Below are 21,188 nucleotides of genomic sequence, written 5' to 3'. Positions count from 1 at the left end.
ACCACTTGATCTCCGGCCGGGAGGGACGGCTCCCGGCCGGTAACCGTGGACCCGAGCGGGGTCCACGGTGGCCCACTCCGGGGCGTGCGCCCCTGCGCGCACACCCCGGAGCGGTCGCCCGTTCCCCCGAACGGTCCGTCCCGGTCCCGCACGACCACCACCTGCACCACCTCCCTGACACCCACGTCAGAGCCGACGTGTAAACGACCGGAGGAACGCCGCCGTGGCCGACCACCCTGTTGACGAGAAACTCCCGCCACTGAAGATGGCGACGACCGGCCTGCAACACGTGGCCGCCATGTACGCCGGGGTCGTGGCCCCGCCCCTGATAGTCGGCGCGGCCATCGGCCTGAGCGCCGGCGAGCTGACCTTCCTCACCGGCGCCTGCCTGTTCACCGCGGGACTGGCGACCTTCCTCCAGACGCTGGGCTTCTGGAAGATCGGCGCCCGGCTGCCCTTCGTCAACGGCGTCACCTTCGCCGGTGTCGCCCCGATGACCGCGGTGGTCGCCTCCACCGACGACAAGTCCGACGCGCTGCCGATCATCTTCGGCGCGGTCATCGTCGCCGGACTGCTCGGCTTCGTCGCCGCCCCCTTCTTCAGCAAGGCGATCCGCTTCTTCCCGCCGGTCGTCACCGGCACCGTCATCACGCTGATAGGCATATCCCTGCTGCCGGTCGCCTTCGGCTGGGCACAGGGCCCGAGCCCCACGGCGGACGACTACGGCTCGGCGACCAACCTGGGCCTGGCCGCCATCACCCTCGTCATCGTCCTGCTGCTGCGCCGCTTCACCCGCGGCTTCGTCAAGCAGATCGCGGTGCTGCTCGGCCTGATCGCGGGCACCCTCGTCGCCATCCCCTTCGGCGTCACGGACTTCGGTCCGGTCGCGGACGCGGACGTCGTCGGCTTCCCGACCCCGTTCCACTTCGGCGCCCCGCAGTTCCAGATCGCCGCGATCATCTCCATGTGCGTGGTGATGGTGGTGTCGATGACCGAGTCCACGGCCGACATGCTCGCCCTCGGCGAGATCGTGGACCGCCCGGCGGACGAGAAGACCATCGCGGCCGGCCTGCGCGCCGACACCCTGGGCTCCGCCCTCAGCCCCGTCTTCAACGGCTTCATGTGCAGCGCCTTCGCCCAGAACATCGGCCTGGTCGCGATGACCAAGATCCGCAGCCGCTACGTCGTCGCGGTCGGCGGCGGCTTCCTGGTCCTGATGGGCCTGTGCCCGATGGCGGCCTCGCTCATCGCCGTCGTCCCGCGCCCGGTCCTGGGCGGGGCCGGCGTGGTCCTCTTCGGCTCGGTCGCGGCCAGCGGCATCCAGACCCTGGTCCGGGCGAGCCTGGACAAGGACAACAACGTCCTGATCGTGGCGGTCTCGCTGGCCGTCGGCATCATCCCGATCGCGGCCCCGGAGTTCTACCACTCGTTCCCGGAGAACGCGCGGATCATCCTCGACTCGGGCATCTCGACCGGCTGCGTGGCCGCCGTGCTGCTCAACCTGGTCTTCAACCACATCGGCGGCCGGGAACGGGACGCGGAGGACGTCACCCACCCGATGGAGGCGGGCGACGAGATCAGCGAGGCCTCCCGGGAGGCGGCGATGAAGTGACGCCGGGGACGGGGCGGCGGAACCGGGTCTACAGTCCGAACAGGCCCGGCTCCGCCGCCAGTTCCTTGAAGCGCCGCGCCGGGTCGGGCACCAGCCTGCGCTGCTTCAGGTCCATCAGCCCGCCGACGGCCTCGACCTCGGCGGCGACCGTGCCGTCCGTCTTGGTGACGAGCTGCCGGATCCGGAAGGTCTTGCCCTCGCCCCACTCGAACGCACAGGACACCGTGACCTCGTCCCCGGCGAGCAGCTCCCGGCGGAACCGGATGGTGGTCTCCAGGGCCACCGGCCCGACCCCGCGAGCGACCAGGTCCGCCTGCCGGATCCCGGCCGCCTGGAGCATCGACCAGCGGGCGTGCTCGGCGTAGTTGAGATACACGGACTGGTTCAGGTGGCCCTGGGTGTCGGTCTCGTACCCGCGGACGGTCACGGGGACGGAAAACGGCTCGCTCACCGCTGCTGCCTCTCTTCGCACATGGACGGACGGACCGATCCTGACATGCGGCTGTCACACCTTCCGCGGGGAGGCCAGCAGATAACGGACCCGGGTGCGCGGCTCGGTGTGCTCCCCGGCCTGCCAGCCCGCCCGCTCCAGCGTCGCCGCGCAGGCCCGCAACGCGGCGCCGTCGGGCTCGTACACCGCGACCGCCTCGGGCTGCGGGGTCGCGCGCACCCGGTATCCGTCGTCGCCGCCCGGTCCGGCCGGGCGGTGTCCGGCCGCCTCCAGGGCCAGCGCGGCGGCCCGCACGAGATGCGACCGCTCCCACGCGCACGGCCGGTCGGTGCTCCCGTCGGGATGCGTCATCCGGCGCAGTTCCAGGAGCCCCTGCCAGGCGCCGCGCACCTCCCGCAGTCGTGCGGGCCCTGTGTCGCCCGGGGCGGCCTCTTCCCCGCCCACCCGCGCGGCGAACACACCCCCGGTGTCCGGTGCGGCGCGCGCCTCGGGTGACCTCGTCACCGCTTCCGGGGCGTCGGCCGCCTCCCGTATCCGGTGCCCGGCCGGGGTGAGGAAGTGATCGTGCGGCGGGCGCGGATGCCGGAAGGCGAGCCCGCGCTTCACCAGCGCCGCGAGCTGGGCCGGCGTACCCTTCAGCCGCCCGGTGGCGGGATCGGCGGCGTCGATGACCCGCCGCTGTGCGGCGGTGGGCGACAGGGCCACGGCGCGCCCCCCTTCTCTCGTCGGCTCACCGGTGACGCCTTCGAAGACTACGACGGGGGTCTGACATTCCAGGCCGCGATCACCGGCCGCCCGTGCTCCGTGCCCAGCCGGCACAGCGTGCCCGTGCCCAGCTGGAACAGCGCCCCGTGCGACGCGGGGAGGCCTAGGTGCCGGGCGGTCAGCACGCGCAGGAAGTGTCCGTGCGCCACCAGCACCACACACCCCTCGGTGTTGGCGAACGCGGCCTCCACCGTGGCCAGCACCCGGTCGGCCCGCTCGCCCACCTGCTCGGGCGTCTCTCCGGGGTGGTCCGGCGGTCCGGGCGCCACCCCGTCCGTGAACAGGAACCAGTCCGGACGGGCCCGGTGGATCTCGACGGTCGTGATCCCCTCGTAGCCGCCGTAGTCCCACTCGTGCAGGTCCGGCTCGATGCGCACCTCGTGCAGGCCGATCAGCTCGGCCGTCTCCCGGGCCCGCTGGAAGGGGCTGACGAAGGCCGCCCCGATGCGGTGCGACCGGATCAACGGCACCAGACTCCGTGCCTGCTCCCGCCCCTTCTCGGTCAGCGGGACGTCCGTCAGCCCGGTGTGCCGCCCGGACCGCGACCACTCGGTCTCACCGTGCCGGACCAGAAAAAGATCACCCATGGGTTTCAGGTTACGGGCCACGTGCCCCCGGGCGGCGAGTCCGGCCTCCGACCTGCCGGTCAGGGTCGGGCGGTAGGGCTGGGCAGCGCGCTGGAAGAGCCCTTGCAGGGCGAGAGGGCACCGATGACGATCGCGCCCTGATCCGGAGCGTATGCCTCCTTGAGTTCCGGGGGCATGGGAGCCGCCCCCAGCGTGACGTCCCAGTCGCCGGACGTGACGCGGGTGAGGTTGCCGTCGTCCTCATTGTCGGACACCTGTTCGACCGGACCGTTCGGCGTCCAGCCGTGCGAGCGCAGCCGCGCGACGACCTCCGTCATCGCCGTGTTGCCGAGGACCTTCGCGGTCGGCACGGTGGCGTGCAGGGTGCAGGCGCCGGGCGGACGCTCCTGGACGTGCAGATCGCCGTGCGGAGCCGTGGCGAAGCGGAGGTCGCTCTCCACCTGCTTCAGCGACTTGCCGGCTGCCTCGCCCTGGTGGCCGGCCGGGGAGGCGGGGGCGGCCGACGCGCTGCTTGCGGCCGGCTTCGCGGCGGCGGCTCCCGTGTCGCCGTCGCTCCCGCCGCAACTCGCGATCGACAGCATCATGATCACGACGCACGCTGTCGTCAGGCTGGGTCTGGGCACTGCCACCTGCTGCCTCCATGGGGTACTACAGGATCGATCACTCCTGTCGGTCCGGGCAGTCTGCCACCGAGATCGAAAACGTGTGCGCCGTTTCGCGTGGTCCCGGCCGCCGCGTGTGCCGGGAGGCGTCCTTACTGCCGATAGCCGCTCAGGAAGCGTCCGATGCGGCCGATCGCCGCCTCCAGGTCCTCCGCGTGGGGCAGGGTCAGGATGCGGAAGTGGTCGGGGGAAGGCCAGTTGAAACCGGTCCCCTGCACCACCTGGATCTTCTCCCTGAGCAGCAGGTCGAGGACGAAGCGCTCGTCGTCGTGGATCTTGTGGACGGCCGGGTCGATGCGCGGGAAGGCGTACAGCGCGCCCTTGGGCTTCACGCACGAGACGCCGGGGATCTCGTTGAGCTTCTCCCAGGCCACGTCCCGCTGTTCGTGCAGCCGTCCGCCGGGGGCCGTCAGCTCGCGGATGGACTGGCGGCCGCCGAGCGCGGCCTGGATGGCGTACTGGGCGGGGGCGTTGGCGCACAGGCGCATGGAGGCCAGCATGGTCAGGCCCTCCAGGTAGTCCTTGGCGTGCTGCTTCGGCCCGGTGACCACCAGCCAGCCGGAGCGGAAGCCCGCCACTCGGTACGTCTTGGACAGGCCGCAGAAGGTCAGCACCACCAGGTCGGGGGCGAGGGACGCGGCCGAGTGGTGCACGGCGTCGTCGTACAGGATCTGGTCGTAGATCTCGTCGGCGAGGACCATCAGGCCGTGCCGGCGGGCGAGGTCGAGGATGCCCTCGACGATCTCCTTGGGGTAGACCGCGCCGGTGGGGTTGTTGGGGTTGATGATGACGACCGCCTTGGTGCGGTCGGTGATCTTCGCCTCCATGTCGGCCAGGTCCGGGTACCACTCCGCCTGCTCGTCGCAGAGGTAGTGCACCGCCCTGCCGCCCGCGAGGGTGGTCACCGCCGTCCAGAGGGGGAAGTCGGGGGCGGGGATCAGGACCTCGTCGCCGTCCTCCAGGAGGGCCTGCACGGCCATGGAGATCAGCTCGGACACTCCGTTGCCCAGGTAGACGTCGTCCACGTCCACCTCCAGGCCGAGGGCCTGGTAGCGCTGGGCGACGGCCCGGCGGGCGGAGAGGATGCCGCGCGAGTCCGTGTAGCCGTGCGCCCGCGGCAGCATGCGGATCATGTCCTGGACGATCTCCTCGGGCGCCTCGAAGCCGAAGAGGGCCGGGTTGCCGGTGTTGAGGCGCAGGACGCTGTGGCCCGCCTCCTCCAGCGCGTTGGCGTGCTCGATGACCGGGCCGCGGATCTCGTAACAGACCTCGCTGAGCTTGTTCGACTGCCGGAACTCCATGCGCGGCTTCCCCTCCGGAATCTGGTGTTGCTTGGTTTTACCAAGTAGCAGCTTGGAAAGTCCAACAACTTGTCTACACTGCGTCGCATGTCACCTCGTCCTCGCCGCAGCTACGACCAGTACTGTTCCGCCGCCCGCGCGCTCGACGCCGTCGGCGACCGCTGGACCCTGCTGATCGTCCGCGAGCTGCTCGCCGGTCCGCGGCGCTACACCGACCTGCACGCCGACCTGCCCGGCGTCAGCACGGACGTACTCGCCTCGCGGCTCAAGGACATGGAGCGCGACGGGCTGGCGACCAGGCGCCGGCTGCCCCCGCCGGGTGCGGCCTACGTCTACGAACTCACCGCGCGGGGACGCGGCCTGCTGCCCGTCCTGGAGGCGCTCGGCGCGTGGGGCGCCGGGGAGCTGGGCGAGCGGCGGCCCACGGACGCCGTACGGGCGCACTGGTTCGCGCTGCCGCTGCTGCGGGCCCTGCGGGAGGCCGGGGCGGCCCAGGGACTCGTGGAAGTCCGGCTGGAGGAGGGCGACTTCCACCTGCACGCCGACGCGGCGGCGGATTCGGCGGAGGGGCCCGTGTACGGCGAGGGGGCCGCGCCCGGGGAGCCCGACGCCCGGCTCGTGCTGGACGCCGCGACGTGCGTGGCCCTGGGCCGGGGCGAGATCGGCCTGCCGGAGGCGGTGCGGGGCGGCCGGGTCCGGGTGACCGGCGACGGCCCCGCGGCCAAGGCGCTGCGGGAGGGATGAGCCAAGGTGCTGCGGATGCCGCGGGAGGGACGAACGGGGGCCGAAACGACAGGAGGCCCGCCGGGGCGGGCCTCCTGATGGCGGGTCAGGCGCCGGGCGGCACCCGGGACGGCCGTCCCGAGCCGCGGGTCAGCGCGTAACCGCCGATGCCCGCGAGCGCGGCCAGCACGGCCCCGATCCCGCTCCACACCCAGCGGTCCGACCACCAGCCCGACGACCAGCCGTCCTCCGGCTCGATCGCGGACAGTACGGCGCTCTTGTCGTCCTCGTCGCCCTGGCCGGCACCGGACGTCACCGCGATGCCCGGCACCAGCGGCTCGGCCAGCGAACCGTCCACCGCCGCGGCGCCGCCGATGTCCTTGGAGTCCACCCGGACCTCGGCGGAGACCGGTACGCCGAGATCGGAGGTCGGCACGTTCACCGCCGTCAGCCGGACGTAGTAGGTGCCCGGCAGCGGGTCGTTGGCCCACGGCTCGGTCCAGGCGCGCACGGTGCGCAGGACGCAGGCCAGCTCCACGGCGGAGGTGCCCGCGTCGGCGGTGCGGGCCTGGGCGCCCCACTGGCACGCCTGGCGGCGGCGCAGTCCGTCGTACACGTCGACCCGCCAGGTCTGGGCTGCGTGCGTCTCGGGCAGCTTCACCGTGGCCTTCACGGTGGGACGCTGTTCGGCGTCGGCCGGGAACGACCAGTACAGGTAGTCGCCCGCGGCACCGTTGGCCGTGGCCACCTGCCCCTGCTCGAACTCGGTCGCCGTGCGGAAGGACGTGCCCGCCGTGGTCGGCGCGTCACCGTCCCCGGACGGGCTCGCGGAGGGTGAGGAGTCGGCCGCCGCGGGAGCCGCGGCGAGGCCGAGCAGCAGCACGGCCGCGCTCAACGCTCGGGTGAGTCGCATCAGTTGGTCCTCCAGATCGCGAACCGCCAGCGCGAGAGCCAGCCCCACAGCAGACCGGCGATGAAGCCGACCAGCACCAGCAGGCCGAGCAGCCACCAGCCGCGCCCGAGGCCGAAGGCCGCCACGTCGTCGGAGTCGCCCGGACCGTCCACGACGTCGACGGTCAGCTCCAGCGGCAGACCGGGCGTGGTCTTCACACCGGAGGCGACGGAGAAGGAGTTGGTCACCTGGAGGCACACGGCCTCGGCCGGGGCGTCGTCCTCGTCGCTGACCGCCTTCGGGTAGCGCAGGCCCGTCGAGAGCACGTCGGTACGGCCGTCGCCCGCCGCCTCGCCGCGCACGATCTCCCGGCCGTGCGCGGTCACCGCCCGCAGCAGCACCCCGTAGGAGGGGTTCACGGCCCGGTCGGCGCCCACGCTCACGGAGGCGCGCAGCTCCTGGCCGGGCGCCACGTCCACCCGGTACCAGCGCTGCTGACCGAACTCCTCGCGGTCGGTGTACAGCCCCGACTTGAGCGTCGGAGCCTTCGCGCACGCGTCCGCGCCCTCGGTGGCCACCGGCGTCACCACCGGGTCGGCCGCCCGGTCCACCAACTGGTTGACCTTGTCGGTCAGTTCGTCGGTGTGCTCGACGGAGGTGTAGGTGCCGCCGGTCGCCTCGGCGATGCAGCTGAGCTGCTGCCGCATCTTGGTGTTCGGGACCAGGCCCAGCGTGTCGATGGTCAGCCCGATGCCCTTGGCGGCGATCTCGCGGGCCACCTCGCACGGGTCCAGCGGGGCGCAGGTGTCCTCGCCGTCGCTGATCAGCACGATCCGCTTGGAGCCCGCGCCGCCGTCGAGGTCGTCGGCCGCCTTCAGCAGCGCGGGCCCGATCGGCGTCCAGCCGGTCGGCGAAAGGGTCGCCACCGCCGTCTTCGCCTCGGTGCGGTCCAGCGGGCCGACCGGGTAGAGCTGCGCGGTGTCCTTGCAGCCGGTCTTGCGGTCGTCGCCCGGGTAGTCCGCGCCGAGCGTCCGGATGCCCAGCTGCACCTCTTCCGGCGTCGCGTCGAGCACCTCGTTGAACGCCTGCTTCGCCGCGGCCATGCGCGTACCGCCGTCGATGTCCCGCGTCCGCATCGAACCGCTGACGTCGAGCACGAGGTCGACCTTCGGCGCGTCCTCACCCGTGGGTTCACCGGCGCTCGCCCCGGCCGGGAACGCCAACCCGGCCGCCAGCGCGGCGAGCAGGGCACAGGCACCCGCCGCCAGCCGTGTTCTTGTGATCATCGGCGGATCCTATTGATCAGTGCCGCCGGGCTCCAAAACGAGACCGCGCCGTTGCCCCGACTTCACCTCCACCGCAGCGGATTGGGCAGCTCCGTCCACAGATCACCCGTGCTCCCCGGTGAAGTCCGCATCACCGTCAGCGCCTTCACCGGCAGCGGCTCCTCGCACAGGGACACCGTGTCCGCCGTGCGGGGCAGTTCGGGCACCGCCGCCTCCAGGGCCGCGCGCAGCGCAGGGCCCGAACCGGCCGTCGCCGCCAGCGCGCCCCCCACCAGCGAACCGAACAACTTACGGCGCAGGGCGGCCGGTTCGTCGGTCAGGATCCGGGCGGGCAGGCCGGGGGCGGCGATCCCGTGCCGGGCCAGTCGGGCCGGGGAGACGCGGATGTCCGCCAAGTCGCGGTAGACCAGGCGCACCGGGTCGCCCGTCGGGGACAGCACGGCCAGCAGGTTCTGACCGTGGGCCTCCAGGGCCACGCCCAGCTCCAGCGCGCGCAGCCCGACGGTGAGCGCGAGCCGGGCGAAGGCGGCGAGCCACGCGGGCGAGCGCGGCAGTCCGGTGGTCGCCAGCGCGGCCACCGGCACGACGTGCTCGCCCGCCGAGGCGTAGACCCGGGGCGACTCGCGCAGCACGGCGGCCAGGTCGGAGGAGTGGGCGGTGGCCGCGCCCGGCGTGCGGGTCACGTGGAGCAGGCCGTCCAGGCGCGCCGCCAGCCGCTCCCCGAACGCGGACAGGTCCGCCGACGCGGCGACCGAGGCCACCGAGATGTCCCGCACCGAGGAGGTCAGCCGGGCGCTCAGCGCGGTCTTGACGTGCATCGAGCCGGGCACCGCGAGGGTCCGCAGGGACATCAGCGGACGCGCGGCCGGTCCGGCCTCGCACGACTGCTTGAGCACGTGCGCCGCCTGCCACGGATGCACCGGGACCAGCACCCGCGCCCCGTCCCGCAGCTCCCGCGGCCACACCCCCGCCACCAGGCACTCCGCCGCCGGGACCGGCATGAGCCCCAGCTCCACCACCGGCCCGTGCTCGGGCCCGTACGCCAGCTGCTCCGCCACCGAGAAACCCGGTCGCGCACGGCAGCCCGGGTGGTACGGATGCCCGTCGACCACCCGCCGTTCCCAGCCCCAGTCGCTGTCCGGCCACTCGTCCGGGTGATTCTCCGGCGCCCCCTCCCGCACCGCCGGGGGCTGCGTCGCGCGCGACAGCGCCAAGGACGCCGCGCTGTGCCCGAGTTCGGCGGCGAAGGAGGCCGCGTGCGGTACGGCGAGGTCGGTCATCAGCCGCTCCGGGTCGTCGTAGGCGACCTCGTCCAGCCGTACCACCGGGGCGTACGCGTCCGTGCGGTACGGGTCGGCGGCCGGACCGGTCAGCCGGCGGCCGTCCCGCAGCCGCAGGAGGAGTCCGTCCCCGGAGCGCTCCCGGCCCTCGATCCACGGCAGCGGTTCGAAGGCGAGGGCACGCCACAGGCGGGACAGCACGGCCGCACGGGCCCCGGGCCGCTCGGCCGTGAACCGGGCGGCCAGAGCGGGACGGACGGCCGCCACCTCGTCGGCGACCGCGGTCGCTGCGCTGGGGGGACGATGCACGATCTGGCTCCTCGGGTGCGGGCGGGCGGACGGGTACGGCGTCACGGCGAAGGGCCGACGAGGGCCACCACGAGAGACATACTGATCGTCTCCGTCCGCACCGCCATGGACCGACCGTAGGGAACGAGTGGAACGCGTGGATCTCCTGCCCCCGCCCACCGGCGCCGACTCCCGGGACGACGTGGCCCGCCGCGCCGACGCCCACGCGGCCGTACCGCTGCTGAACTGCCTGCTGCGCGAGGTGGCCGAACCGCTGCCGGGCCCCGGCGCCCGCCCCGTGTACCGGCTGCCCGGCGGCAGACTGCTGCGGGTGCGCCAGGGCCGCCGGCCCGCCGAACCTGAGGTCCGCACGGCGGACGGGTGGCACCGCGTCGACCACGCCGAACTGGTGAAGCTCGTCGCCGAGGCGCTGCGCCGGCACACCGGTGTGCCCAACCACGAACTGCCCACCGAGATGACCGACAGCCGGGACGCGGTGGCCGCGCTGCTGACGGCACGCGCGCGTGCCACCCCACCCGCGGACCCGTACCTGCGCTCCGAACAGGCCCTGCTCACCGGCCACACCCACCACCCCGCCCCCAAGGCGCGCGGCGGCGGCCCGCACGCCGGGTGGCTGCCGTACGCGCCCGAGGCGCACGCCCGCTTCCCGCTCACCCTGCTCGCCGTGCGCGAGGACACCGTCGTCGACGAGGGGGACACCGCCGCCCTGGACGCCCTCGGCAAGGCCCCGCCCGGCTACCGCCTGCTGCCCGCCCACCCCTGGCAGCTGGAGCTGACGGCACCGGCCCTGGCCCCCGCCTTCGCCGACGGCAGGCTCGTCCGGGTGGGCACGACCGGCTTCTTCGCCTGGCCCACGGCCGCGATCCGTACGGTGTACGCGCCCGAGTACCTGCCCGGACAGGACCTGTTCCTGAAGTTCAGCCTCGACGTGCGGGTCACCAACGACATCCGCCGCCTGTGGCGCCACGACCTGATGCGCCTGCGCCGCACCGACACCGCGGTCAGCGAGGCCTTCGCCTCCGTCGGGCCCCCCGCCGCCTGGCTCGGCGACCGCGGCCACCGCACCGCGGACTTCGCCTTCGAGGAGCTGGCCGTCGTCGTCCGCGACGGCCTGCGGGACCACCTGCTGCCGGGCGCGACCCCGCTGCTGGCCGCCGCGCTCGTGGAGGGCTTCCCGGGCAGCCCGCTGACCGCCACCGCGGACCCGGCGGCCTGGTGGGAGGCATACCTCGCCGCCGTCGTGCCGCCCGTCCTGACCGCCTTCGCCGACGACGGCGTCGTCCTGGAGGCGCACCTGCAGAACACCCTGATCGCCGTGGACGAGGCCGGCCTGCCGGTGCAGGCCCTCTTCCGGGACGCGGAGGGCGTCAAACTCCTGCCGGACACCCCGCGGGCGGCCGGCTGGGAGCGCCTGGTCTACTGCCTGGTCGTCAACCACCTGTACGAAATCGCCGCGGCCCTCACCGAACACCACCCGGGCCTCGCCCCCTGGCCCGCCGTCCGCCGCGAACTGTCCCGCCACGACCTCCCCGAGATCCCGGCCCTGCTCACCGCCCCCGCCCTCCCCGCCAAGACCAACCTCCTGCTGCGCTGGACCGGCGCGGACGGCGCCGACGCCCGCTACCGGCCGCTGCCCAACCCGCTGCGCGGGGCCTGAGCGGAAATCCCGTGCCGTGCCGCCCCGAGGTGGGGCACACTCACCGCATGGCGGACATGGACGCGTTCCGGGACGAGCTGGCCCGCTGGGCGGCGGCGGGCGGCGCCGGAGACACGGCGGCACAGCTGGCGGCGGACCTCGGCCTGCGGACGGCGGTGCTGCTGGAGGGCCCCAGCGACCTCGCCGCCGTCGAGGCCCTGGCGGCCCGCGAAGGCCGTGACCTGACCGCCGAGGGCGTGGCCGTGGTGTCGATGGGCGGCGCGATGAGCGTCGGCCGCTACGCCGGACTGCTCGGCCCGCCCGGCCTCGGCCTGCGCCTGACCGGCCTCTGCGACGCCCGCGAGGAGCCCTTCTACGACCGGGGCTGGCAGCGCGCGGGCGCCGTGCGCGACTTCCACGTCTGCGTGGCCGACCTGGAGGACGAGATGATCCGGGCGCTGGGCCCGGAGCGGGTCGAGGAGGTCATACGCTCCGAGGACGAACTCCGCCCCTGGCAGACCTTCCTGTCCCAGCCCGCCCAGCACGGCCGCACCCGTCAGCAGCAGCTGCGCCGCTTCCTCAGCACCAGGAAGGGCCGCAAGATCCGCTACGGCAGCCTCCTGGTGCAGGCGCTGGACGGCGCCCCGCCACCGGCCCCGCTGGCGGGACTCCTCGCGGGACTGTGACCGTTCAGTCCGTCAGCCAGCCGGGGCTGACCATGCGGTACTCGTAGGCCATGACCACGACCTGGGATCTGTCGCGGGCACCGAGCTTGGCCATGATCCGGCTGACGTGGGTCTTCGCGGTCAGTGGGGAGACCACCAGCCGGGCGGCGATTTCGCCATTGGTGTGGCCGGCGGCGATCAACCGCATGACCTCACGTTCGCGGTCGGTCAGGGCGTCGAGCCGCTGGTCGGGCGGACGGACGCGGTCCGGACGGTCGGCGAACTCGGCGATCAGCCGACGGGTGATCGAGGGGCTGATGAGCGCGTCACCGCGCGCGGCGACCCGGACCGCGTGCAGCAGTTCGGCCGGTTCGGTGTCCTTGACCAGGAAGCCCGAGGCGCCGAAGCGTAAGGCTCCGTACACGTACTCGTCGAGGTCGAAGGTGGTGAGCATCACCACCTTCACCGCTGCCAGGTGCTCGTCGGCGGTGATGCGGCGGGCGGCTTCGAGGCCGTCCATGCCGGGCATGCGGATGTCCATCAGCACCACGTCGGCCGCAGTTCGCGACACGCGGCGACGGCGGCGCGCCCGTCGGCGGCTTCGGCGACGACGTGCAGGTCGTCCTCGTCGTCGAGGATGCCGCGGATCCCCGCGCGCACGAGGCGCTGGTCATCCGCCAGCAGGATCCTGATCATGAGCTGCTCCGCCGATCGGCTCGTGGTGGTCCGGAAACGGTAGTCGGGCCCGGACGGTGAAACCGCCGGAGCGCCCGGGTTCGGCGCTCAGGGTGCCGCCAAGGGCGCGTGCCCGTTCGGCCATGCCCGCGATGCCGCTGCCGTGCCCCGCGCGGGCCGGTCCCGGCCCGTCGTCGGTGACCGAGAGGACCAGGGCCCGTCGGTCGTGGTGGAGGCCGACGACGACGTGCCGGGCGCCGCTGTGCCGGACGGCGTTGGTCAGTGACTCCTGCACGATGCGATAGGCGGCGAGGTCCACCGCGGCCGGCAGTGGGGCGTCGGCTCCCGCGCGTTCGAGGCGGACCTCCAGGCCGGCCCGCGCCGCCGTGGAGATCAGCTCGTCGATCCCGGACAACCCGGGTGCGGGCGTGGTGGGTGCCTCTTCGTCGACCTGGCGCAGCACGCCCAGCGTGGCGCGGAGTTCTCGCAGGCCGTCCTTGCTGCTCTGCTTGATCGCGGTCAGAGCTTCCTCGGCCAGCCCGGGGTTCTTCGGCAGCCGGTGCAGGGTGGCGGACGCCTGCACGTGGATCACCGACATGGTGTGGCCGACGACGTCGTGCAGTTCGCGGGCGATGCGCAGGCGCTCCTGGGTGGCGCGCCCCCTGGCCTGCGCCTCGGCGTAGGCGAGCCGGTCGTGGCGCATCGCGCCCAGCGCCACCACCGCCACCAGCCAGCCCGTCAGCATGAACACTGCCGTGCCGGTGACGTCCCCGGTGCCGACCAGCGCTCCCACGCCCACGCCGATCACCATGACCGCGGCCATGGCGACCGACGTCCGGATCCGTCCCCGGGCCGCCAGCGTGTACAGGGCCGCGATCGGGATGACCACGAGTGGGCCGTCGACGGTGCTCAGCAGGTAGTAGGCGCCGGTGCCGAGGACCGTGCACCAGCCGACCGCCGCCGGGTGGCGGCGGCGCAGCGGCAGTACCGCGCACACCGTCGCGGCCAGTGTCCAGGAGCCGATCACCGAAGGGCTCGCGGCCCAGTCCGCGCCGAGGCGCTGCCCCTCGGCCACGCCTGCCAGGGCCAGGACGACTCCGGCGAGCGCCAGGTCGGCACGCGGCCCGGTGGGCAGGCGGAGGCGGGAGACGTCGAGGTGCGGCACTGCTCCATACTGCCCGGAGCACGCCACGACCTGGTGGATTATGTTCCCTTTTGGGCTCGGGGTGCGTGCTGGAGGAGTACGCGCCGGCGGGGGACGTACACCAGCGGGAGTACGTCCCCCGCCATGGACTGTCAGCCGGGGGCCGACGCCCGCGGCCGGTGCGGCCAGCAGGATCGAAGGCATGTCGTCGTCCATCGCCCCCACCCGTTTCAGCGCCGCCGTCGTCGGTGCGCTCGTGGGTGCCGCGGCCGGAATCCTGCTGGTCACCGCTGCCGGAACGCTCTCGATCACGGTCACCGGTCTGTTCGCCGGACTCGTAGTCGGTGTACCCGCGCTCGCCGGAGCGGCGGTGGGCGCGGCGGTGACTCCAGGCAACACCCGCTCCGACCCGAGGTAGGTCCATGTCTTCCCCTCGCGGCTCCGCCGCGCCCCTCGCCCCGCCCCCGTCGGGAGCCGACACGTCCGCATCCCACGGCCGGTTCGGCGCCCTGGCCGGCTGGGCGCAGCGCCACCGCTGGGCGGCCCTCGTCCTGTGGGTGGCGGTCGTGGCCGCCATCACGCTGGGTTCGACCGCGGTCGGCTCCGCGTACAAGAACGACTTCACGCTGCCGGGCACGGACTCCCAGCGGGCCACCGACCTGTTCGAGCAGCACGGCAGTGACCAGGCGGGCGACAGCATCCAGATCGTCTTCAAGGACATCGCGGGCGTCCAGGGTGCCAAGGACCGCGTCGAGCCGATGCTGGCCGAGGTGAGGCAGATGGCCGGGGTCGCGGATGTGCGCAGCCCCTTCGCCGACGCTTCGGCGGTCTCCGAGGACGGCACGATCGCCTACGCCTCCGTCACCCTGGACGGCAAGGTCGAGGAGGTCCCCAAGGAGGACGTCGCCGAGATCCTCGACGTCGCCCAGCACATCGCTACCGACGACCTCCAGGTCGAGGTCGGCGGAGAGGCCGCGCGCAACGCCGAGGACCAGGCGCCCCCGACCGCGGAACTGACCGGGATCGTGGCCGCCCTGGTCATCCTGGTGCTGCTGTTCGGTTCGCTCCTGGCGGCATCGCTGCCTCTGATCACCGCGCTGTTCGCGGTCGGCGGCGCCATCGGCCTGATCGCCCTGGCCTCGCACATCTTCACCGTCGCCGACTTCACCCCGCCCATCCTCCTGCTCATCGGGCTCGGCGTCGGGGTCGACTACGCCCTCCTGATCTTCTACCGCTACCGCCACGAACTCCTGGCGGGAGCCGAGCCCGACGAGGCGGGCCGCAAGGCCCTGGGCTCCGCCGGGCGCACGGTCTTCTTCGCCGGCTGCACCGTCATCGTCGCCCTCCTCGGCCTGGTCGCCCTCGGGTTCGGCTCCCTGCAGGGCATCGCCCTTGCGGTGGCCGTCACCGTCCTGGTCACGATCGCCGCCTCCCTCGTCCTGCTGCCCGCCCTTCTCGCCCTGTTCGGCGACCGCATCCAGCGGCACGTCCTCAAACAGCGGGCCAGGGCCGCGAAGAAGGGCATGACCGAAGGCAACAGGTGGCGGGCCATGGCGGGTGCCGTGCAGCGCCGCCCGGTTCCGACCCTGCTGGTCGGTGTCATCGCACTCCTGGCCCTGTCCGCACCGGCCCTGGGCATGCGCCTGGGCTTCGCCGACTCCGGCAACGACGCGCAGGACACCACCTCCCGGCACGCCTACGACCTGCTCGCCGAAGGCTTCGGCCCCGGCTTCAACGGTCCGCTCATCGTCCTGGTCAAGGGCGACCAGCAAGCGGGCCAGGCCGTCCAGGCCCAGCTCGCCACCACCGACGGCGTCGCCGAGGCCAGCCCGGCGATGCCCTCCGAGGACGGCGCCCTGTCCACCGTATTCGTCTACCCGACGACCTCTCCGCAGTCCACCGGCACCGTGGACCTCGTCCACCACCTGCGCGACGACGTGGCCCCACCGCTGGAACACGCCACCGGCGCCGAGGTGCTGGTCGGTGGTGCCACCGCTGCCTCCCAGGACGTCTCCGAGACCCTCGCCGACCGGTTGCCGCTGTTCGTCGCCGTCGTCGTAGGTGTCTCCTCGATCCTGCTCCTGCTGGTCTTCCGGTCCATCTGGATCCCCGTCAAGGCCGCCGTCCTGAACCTGCTGTCCATCTCGGCCGCGCTGGGCGTGATCACCCTGGTGTTCCAGCACGGCTGGTTCGGTGCCCAGCCCGGCCCCGTCGAGGCGTTCATCCCCGCTCTGATCTTCGCGATCGTCTTCGGGCTCTCCATGGACTACGAGGTCTTCCTCGTCTCGCGCATCCACGAAGAATGGCTGCGTACCAAGGATCCCGCGCAATCCGTACGGGAAGGACTCGCTGCCACCGGCAAGGTCATCACCGCGGCCGCCGGCATCATGATGTTCGTCTTCGGGGCGTTCGTCCTGAGCCCCGATCGCATGCTCCAGCAGTTCGGGCTCGGCCTGGCCGTCGCGATCCTCCTCGACGCCGTGGTCATCCGCTGCCTGATCGTTCCCGCCGTGATGCAGATGCTCGGCAGGTGGGCATGGTGGCTGCCCGCACCACTGGCCCGAAAGCTGCCGAAGGTGTCCATCGAAGCCCCCGAGCCCCGCTGACCCGTGGCCCGGCGCGGCCCGGCCCGTCGCCGGGCCGCGCCCCTCGGCCGGTCCTCAGCCGTCGATGTCGAGTGCCGTGCCGTACAGGCGGTCCACCCTCAACCGAATGACCACCCGGCGCTCGGCGACCAGTTGCTCCAGGAACGCCGATTCGTCCTCCGGCTTCGCGGCTTGCGGGACCATCGCGAGCAGTTCCCGCCCGACGGCGTCACCGGGAGCGGTCGTGCTCTCGGACACCTCGGCCTCGCCTTCGGCGACGGCGAACGACCACACGTCGCCACCCTGCACATGCAGCGCCGCACGCGGGTTGCGCCGCAGATGCCCGATCTTGACCCGGTCGGCCGTCGTCGAGAACCGCACCGTACGGGCTTCGGAGTCCCAGCTGTACAGCATGGTGGTCAGGTGCGGGTGGCCACTGCGCTTGACGGTGGCGAGCGTGCCGAACTGCTGCTTGCCGAGCAGGGCGGAGAGGGCTTCGTCGGACAGGGGGCGAGGCGCTGGTCTTTGGGTCATGACCTGGCCAACGTCCACGGCTGCCCAGCCATTTCATGGACGCACGTGCTGCTGAGGAAACGGGCCCAGGCCACCGGGGAGACGGCGAGCTGGGCGCCCTGCCGCACCTTCGAGTCACGGACGTGGACGGTCTCGGGGCAGGAGGCCACCTCGACGCAGTCGCCGTCGCCTCCGCTGCTGTAACTGGACTTGTGCCAGGCCAGGGCCACCTCGACGCAGTCGCCGTCGCCGCTGCTGCTGTACGAGCTTTTGAACCAGGCCAGTTCCGTCGTGTTCATGAGGCTCCTCGCATCCGCTGCAACAGGCCCAGGGAGTCGTCGAGGGAGAGGGCCTGTGACCGCATCCTGGCATACCTCATCTGGAGGACGCTGACCTCTTTCCGTTCGGAGACGAACATGCCTCCCCGCTGCCCCTCGTTGTAGGCGAACCAGCGTGCCTCTGGTGTCTCCAGGAGCTGCATCGGGCCGGCCATCCCTGCGTGCGCGCTCCGCGCCACCGGCATCACCTGCACCTCCACGTTCCGTAGCTCCGTCAGCCCCAGCACGTGGTCGATCAACGCCCGGGTGGTCTGCGCCCCGCCTGTGCGCCGCAGGAACAGATGCTCCTCCAAGATGAAGCTGAACGCCGTGTTCGGTCGCTCCTTGAGCAGCCGTTGCCGTTCCGCCCGGGCCAACCAATGCGCCTCGATCTGGTCGTCACTCAGTGGCGGCAGTTGGTTCGTGAACAACGTGCGCGCGTACGCCTCCGTCTGCAACAGCCCCGGAATCAACCGGCATTCATACGTGTACAGACTCACCGCCTCCGCCTCGAACCGCGCCCACTGCCGGAACCAGCTCGCCAGCCCCGGTTGCCGCGACAGATGCCGTGCCGCGCCTCGAAGCGCCCCGAAGGCGTCAAGCACTTCCTCCGCGCGTTCCACGAAGTCCACCGGAGGGAACCGTCGCCCCTGCTCGATGGACGCCACCGTCGGCACCGAGTACCGCACTTGTGGCGCGAACTCCTCCTGGGTCAGCCCCGCCCGTTTGCGGAACGCCTTGACGACCTCGCCGAACGCCTTGAGGCTGTCCGACGCCTCCGGTTCACCCGCGCCGCACGTACCGTCCGTCATCCGGGACACCTCCCACCCGTCACGCCCACTCAACGGGCCCATGGTCACGGACGGTTACTCCTACTGTCCACCGTCCGCACCCGTACGCTCACCGTGCGTACCGGTCGCTGATCTGGTGGAACGGCGTCTCCGCAGGTGGGATGGGCGGCATGAGACCAGCTTCCGCCCCCCGACTCCCGGTCACCGCGCGTGTGTTCGCCCAGCGGTTCAGCTCCACTCCGCGCGGCGCACGACTGGCCCGCCACCTCGTCCTGCACCGGCTGGACGCCTGGGGCATCCCGTACGGCTCGCCGGTGTCCGACACGGCCGCGCTGCTCGTCGCCGAGCTGGCGGCGAACGCCGTGACGCACGGGCGGGTGCCGGGGCGGGACATCGAGGTGCTGCTGCGGCTGGACGCGTACACGCTGCGGATCGACGTGTCCGACAGCCGGGGGGAGCGCCGCCCCACGGTCACGGCGGCCCCGGATGCCGAGCACGGGCGCGGGCTGCTGCTCGTGGACGCGCTGGCGGACCGATGGTGCGTGTTCGACCGCGTACCCGTCGGCAAGACGGTCCGCGCGGAGCTGGACCTGCTGCCGCGGGCCGTCCCTCAAGCCCCCTTCAGTATCTGACGCGCCCACGCCACCCGGCGGGTCCCGGCCGGGTACGGGAGGGCCGCCGCGAGGGAGTCGGCCCGGCGCAGTTCCGCGTCGCCCTGCGGTGCGCGGCCGAGGCGGCACAAGCAGGCTCCGAGGGCGGTCCGGGCCTCCACCTCGGCGAGGCGTTCGCCCGTGCGGCGGCTCCGCGCCACCTCCGCGCGGGCGAGACGCAGCGCGGCGGAGCGGTTCCCGGAGAGGAGTTCGGCCCAGGTCGCCAGTACGGGGGCGTCGGCGAAGTGGCCGTCCAGGGCGCGCAGCGCGTCCCCGGGCCGGCCGGTGTGCAGGGCGAGTTCCGCGCGGGCCGTGCGGACCTCGTGCTCGGCCTGCCGGTCGCCCCGGGCGGTGGCGACCGCCTCGGCGCGGTCCAGGAGGGCGTTCGCCTCGGTCGCCGCGCCGGCGAAGGCCCGCACGCGGGCCTGGGTGGCCAGCGCGTAGGGGAGGCACCAGGCGTCGTACGGCTCGGCACCCGACACCGCGTGGTCGGCGAGGGCACGGGCGGGGCCGGGCTCTTGGAGCAGCAGATGGAGTTCGGCGAGGTTGGCCCGTTCGAAGGCGGCGGCGGTCGGGTCACCGGACCGCTCGGCGAGGCCGAGGGCGCGGGTGCCGATGTCGACGGCCTCACGCAGCCGGCCGGACCGGCGCGCGTTCTCACGGACGGTCGACAGGACCGAGCCGAGCAGCGTCGGCTCGCCGTACGCCTCCGCCGGTGCCAGCGCCCGGTCGCCCGCCTCGCGGGCTTCGTCGAAGCGGCCGGCGAGGCCGAGGTTGGCCGCGTTCAGCGCCAAGGCGCGGGCCGCCAGCCCCTGCCCCCGGGCCCCCGGCACGTCGCGGGCGGCGTCCAGGGCCTGCCGGGCGGCTTCCGCGCCGTCGGCGTACCTGCCCTGGACGCAGCGGACGACGGAACGGGCGAGGTGGTGGCAGGCGGCCGGTTCCGGTGCGGTGTCCGCGGTGACCGGATGCTCCCGGAGGACGCGGCGGCCGGCGTCGGGGGCGCTGGTCTTGACGAGGGTCTCGGCGAGCAGCGCCGCGGCGAGGACCGCGTCGTCGTGGCCGCCGCGCCGCGCGAACTCCGCGAGGGCGAGCCGCAGGGTGTCCGCCGCCTGCTCGAAATGGCCCATTCTGCGCAGGACATGGGCGTGGGCGAGCCGGGCGCGGGCCGCGTCCACGTCCAGGCGGGCCACCAGGTCCCGGTAGTAGCGGTCGGCGGTGTCGTTGGCGTAGAGCCCCGCGGCCCGCTCGGCCGCCCGGCGCAGGTAGGTGGCGGCCCGCGGGTCGTCGGCCCGGGTGAAGTGGGCGGCGAGGGTGTCGACGGCGTCGGGGCGGCGCCGGGCCACCGTCCGGGCGTAGGCGGCGTGCAGCTGCCTGCGGCGGACCGTGGTCAGCTGTTCGTAGCAGGTGAGCCGGACCAGTGGGTGCCGGAAGGCGACCCCGGCCTCGGGCCGCCCCGCGACCACGACCTGGCGTTCTTCGAGGAGCGAGGCCGAGATGGCCCGGTCCAGGGCGTCGGCCGCCGCGGCGCCGGACACCGGCGGGCGCAAGCCGTGTTCGGCGACGTCGAGGAGTTCGGTCAGGGCGGTCTCCCCGCCGGCCACGGAGAGCGCCTCGACCACGCGGCGGGTGTCGGGGTCGAGCCGGACCAGGCGGCCGGTCACCAGCTCCCGGACGCCTTCGGGAGTGACATCGTTGTCGGTGCCGCCCTCGTTCAGGCCGCGGGTCAGTTCCAGGGCGAACAGCGGATTACCGAGGGAGAGTTCCCACACGCGGCGGGCACGGGCGGGATCGTCCGGGCGGTGTCCCGCGGCGTCCCGCACCACGGTCAGGCACGCCTCCTCGTCGAGGCGCCCCACTTCCTCCCGCGCGCCCAGCCGCTGTCGCAGCAGGGAGGCGACGACCGAGCGGCGGGTGTCGCCCTCGGGCACCTCCTCCTCGCGGTAGGTCACCAGGAACCGCAGGGCGGTGCCGCGTTCCCCGGCGCGCCGGGCGAGGTGGCCGAGCAGGCGGAACGAGCCGGTGTCGGCGGCGTGCAGGTCGTCCAGGACGACGAGGACCGGACAGCGGACGGCCAGGTCGCCGAGGAACATCGTGCTCGCCCGGAACAACCGGTCGCGTTCCTCCTCCGGGCTGCGCTCCGACCCGGTGGCGACCCGTCCGAGCGACGGCAGGAACGCGGCCAGCTCGGGATACTCGCCGCCGACCCGGGCCCGCTCGCCCGCGTCGTGCCCGGCGAGCCAGCCGTCGAGGGCTTCGGCGAACGCCCCGTACGGCGTGTGGCCCTCCGCCTCCTGGCCGCTGCCCCACAGCACCGCGGTGCCCGCCGAGGCGGCCCGGCGCGCCA

At 73.3% G+C, this 21,188-nt stretch carries 20 protein-coding genes and 1 pseudogene; 7 read left to right on the top strand and 14 right to left on the bottom strand.

Translation table 11 applies throughout. From position 1 onward, the window contains the following. Positions 1-223: 223 nt before the first annotated feature. Entirely contained in the window at positions 224-1,612 is a 1,389-nt protein-coding gene (locus K7854_RS28440; protein WP_226029415.1) for a nucleobase:cation symporter-2 family protein, read from the top strand. Between the two features lie 28 nt (positions 1,613-1,640). Here the strand turns inward: K7854_RS28440 and K7854_RS28435 are convergent, their stop codons facing one another. The 5 genes from K7854_RS28435 to K7854_RS28415 all read right to left on the bottom strand — a co-directional run bounded on the left by K7854_RS28435 (position 1,641) and on the right by K7854_RS28415 (position 5,378). Continuing rightward, positions 1,641-2,063, bottom strand: coding sequence for an acyl-CoA thioesterase (locus K7854_RS28435; protein WP_226029414.1), 423 nt, complete (start codon positions 2,061-2,063; stop codon positions 1,641-1,643). A gap of 54 nt (positions 2,064-2,117) precedes the next feature. Continuing rightward, positions 2,118-2,768 carry a hypothetical protein gene (locus K7854_RS28430; protein ID WP_226029413.1) on the bottom strand — a complete coding sequence of 217 codons (651 nt, stop codon included), beginning with the start codon at positions 2,766-2,768 and terminating at the stop codon, positions 2,118-2,120. A gap of 47 nt (positions 2,769-2,815) precedes the next feature. Further along, positions 2,816-3,415, bottom strand: coding sequence for a histidine phosphatase family protein (locus K7854_RS28425; RefSeq protein WP_226029412.1), 600 nt, complete (start codon positions 3,413-3,415; stop codon positions 2,816-2,818). Between the two features lie 59 nt (positions 3,416-3,474). Beyond that, entirely contained in the window at positions 3,475-4,044 is a 570-nt protein-coding gene (locus K7854_RS28420; protein WP_226029411.1) for a hypothetical protein, read from the bottom strand. Positions 4,045-4,169: 125 nt separating this feature from the next. Beyond that, a complete protein-coding gene (locus K7854_RS28415; RefSeq protein WP_226029410.1) occupies positions 4,170-5,378 on the bottom strand; it encodes a pyridoxal phosphate-dependent aminotransferase in 1,209 nt (402 codons plus the stop codon). Between the two features lie 87 nt (positions 5,379-5,465). Between K7854_RS28415 and K7854_RS28410 the strand changes: the two genes are divergently transcribed. Further along, positions 5,466-6,122: a winged helix-turn-helix transcriptional regulator gene (locus K7854_RS28410; protein ID WP_226029409.1), complete on the top strand. Its 657-nt coding sequence runs from the start codon at positions 5,466-5,468 to the stop codon at positions 6,120-6,122. A gap of 85 nt (positions 6,123-6,207) precedes the next feature. Here K7854_RS28410 and K7854_RS28405 read toward each other — a convergent pair whose 3' ends face one another. The 3 genes from K7854_RS28405 to K7854_RS28395 form a co-directional block, all read right to left on the bottom strand. Further along, positions 6,208-7,014, bottom strand: a complete 807-nt coding sequence (locus K7854_RS28405; protein WP_226029408.1) for a hypothetical protein — start codon at positions 7,012-7,014, stop codon at positions 6,208-6,210. Continuing rightward, positions 7,014-8,279, bottom strand: a complete 1,266-nt coding sequence (locus K7854_RS28400; RefSeq protein ID WP_226029407.1) for a VWA domain-containing protein — start codon at positions 8,277-8,279, stop codon at positions 7,014-7,016. The genes K7854_RS28405 and K7854_RS28400 overlap by 1 nt, the downstream gene beginning before the upstream one ends. A gap of 62 nt (positions 8,280-8,341) precedes the next feature. Next, positions 8,342-9,868 (bottom strand): IucA/IucC family protein, encoded by a 1,527-nt coding sequence (locus K7854_RS28395; RefSeq protein ID WP_226029406.1) that lies wholly within the window; start codon positions 9,866-9,868, stop codon positions 8,342-8,344. Positions 9,869-9,995: 127 nt separating this feature from the next. On the opposite strand from K7854_RS28395, the gene K7854_RS28390 reads away from it, so the two are divergent. Both K7854_RS28390 and K7854_RS28385 read left to right on the top strand, forming a co-directional pair. Further along, positions 9,996-11,525 carry an IucA/IucC family protein gene (locus tag K7854_RS28390; protein ID WP_226029405.1) on the top strand — a complete coding sequence of 510 codons (1,530 nt, stop codon included), beginning with the start codon at positions 9,996-9,998 and terminating at the stop codon, positions 11,523-11,525. Positions 11,526-11,572: 47 nt separating this feature from the next. Then, positions 11,573-12,190 carry a TOPRIM nucleotidyl transferase/hydrolase domain-containing protein gene (locus tag K7854_RS28385; RefSeq protein WP_226029404.1) on the top strand — a complete coding sequence of 206 codons (618 nt, stop codon included), beginning with the start codon at positions 11,573-11,575 and terminating at the stop codon, positions 12,188-12,190. A gap of 4 nt (positions 12,191-12,194) precedes the next feature. Here the strand turns inward: K7854_RS28385 and K7854_RS28380 are convergent. Both K7854_RS28380 and K7854_RS28375 read right to left on the bottom strand, forming a co-directional pair. After that, positions 12,195-12,865: pseudogene (locus tag K7854_RS28380) on the bottom strand (response regulator). Further along, positions 12,840-14,009 carry a sensor histidine kinase gene (locus tag K7854_RS28375; protein ID WP_226029403.1) on the bottom strand — a complete coding sequence of 390 codons (1,170 nt, stop codon included), beginning with the start codon at positions 14,007-14,009 and terminating at the stop codon, positions 12,840-12,842. Before K7854_RS28375 ends, K7854_RS28380 begins: the two are co-directional and overlap by 26 nt. A 181-nt stretch (positions 14,010-14,190) precedes the next feature. Between K7854_RS28375 and K7854_RS28370 the strand changes: the two genes are divergently transcribed. Both K7854_RS28370 and K7854_RS28365 read left to right on the top strand, forming a co-directional pair. Next, complete coding sequence (locus tag K7854_RS28370) at positions 14,191-14,406, top strand: hypothetical protein (RefSeq protein ID WP_226029402.1); 216 nt, start codon at positions 14,191-14,193, stop codon at positions 14,404-14,406. Between the two features lie 4 nt (positions 14,407-14,410). Further along, the gene (locus K7854_RS28365) at positions 14,411-16,594 is read left to right on the top strand and encodes an MMPL family transporter (protein ID WP_226029401.1); all 2,184 of its coding nucleotides are present in this window, start codon (positions 14,411-14,413) and stop codon (positions 16,592-16,594) included. A gap of 54 nt (positions 16,595-16,648) precedes the next feature. On the opposite strand, the gene K7854_RS28360 is transcribed toward K7854_RS28365, so the two are convergent. The 3 genes from K7854_RS28360 to K7854_RS28350 are packed head-to-tail and all read right to left on the bottom strand — an operon-like array spanning position 16,649 to position 18,215. After that, the gene (locus K7854_RS28360) at positions 16,649-17,107 is read right to left on the bottom strand and encodes a PPOX class F420-dependent oxidoreductase (RefSeq protein WP_226029400.1); all 459 of its coding nucleotides are present in this window, start codon (positions 17,105-17,107) and stop codon (positions 16,649-16,651) included. Next, complete coding sequence (locus tag K7854_RS28355; protein WP_226029399.1) at positions 17,104-17,385, bottom strand: DUF397 domain-containing protein; 282 nt, start codon at positions 17,383-17,385, stop codon at positions 17,104-17,106. Before K7854_RS28355 ends, K7854_RS28360 begins: the two co-directional genes overlap by 4 nt. Continuing rightward, entirely contained in the window at positions 17,382-18,215 is an 834-nt protein-coding gene (locus tag K7854_RS28350; RefSeq protein WP_226029398.1) for a helix-turn-helix domain-containing protein, read from the bottom strand. The genes K7854_RS28355 and K7854_RS28350 overlap by 4 nt, the downstream gene beginning before the upstream one ends. Positions 18,216-18,364: 149 nt before the next feature. On the opposite strand from K7854_RS28350, the gene K7854_RS28345 reads away from it, so the two are divergent. Then, positions 18,365-18,826: an ATP-binding protein gene (locus K7854_RS28345; protein ID WP_226029397.1), complete on the top strand. Its 462-nt coding sequence runs from the start codon at positions 18,365-18,367 to the stop codon at positions 18,824-18,826. Here K7854_RS28345 and K7854_RS28340 read toward each other — a convergent pair. Beyond that, positions 18,805-21,188, bottom strand: a 2,384-nt coding sequence (locus K7854_RS28340; RefSeq protein ID WP_226029396.1) for an ATP-binding protein, incomplete at its 5' end; no start/stop codon positions are given. The two genes, K7854_RS28345 and K7854_RS28340, sit on opposite strands and share 22 nt — an antisense overlap.

The organism is Streptomyces hyderabadensis (genome assembly GCF_020404845.1).
Lineage (GTDB): Bacteria > Actinomycetota > Actinomycetes > Streptomycetales > Streptomycetaceae > Streptomyces > Streptomyces hyderabadensis.
The sequence above is the reverse complement of the archived record's forward strand: the minus strand, read 5'-3'. Positions and strand labels throughout refer to the sequence as shown.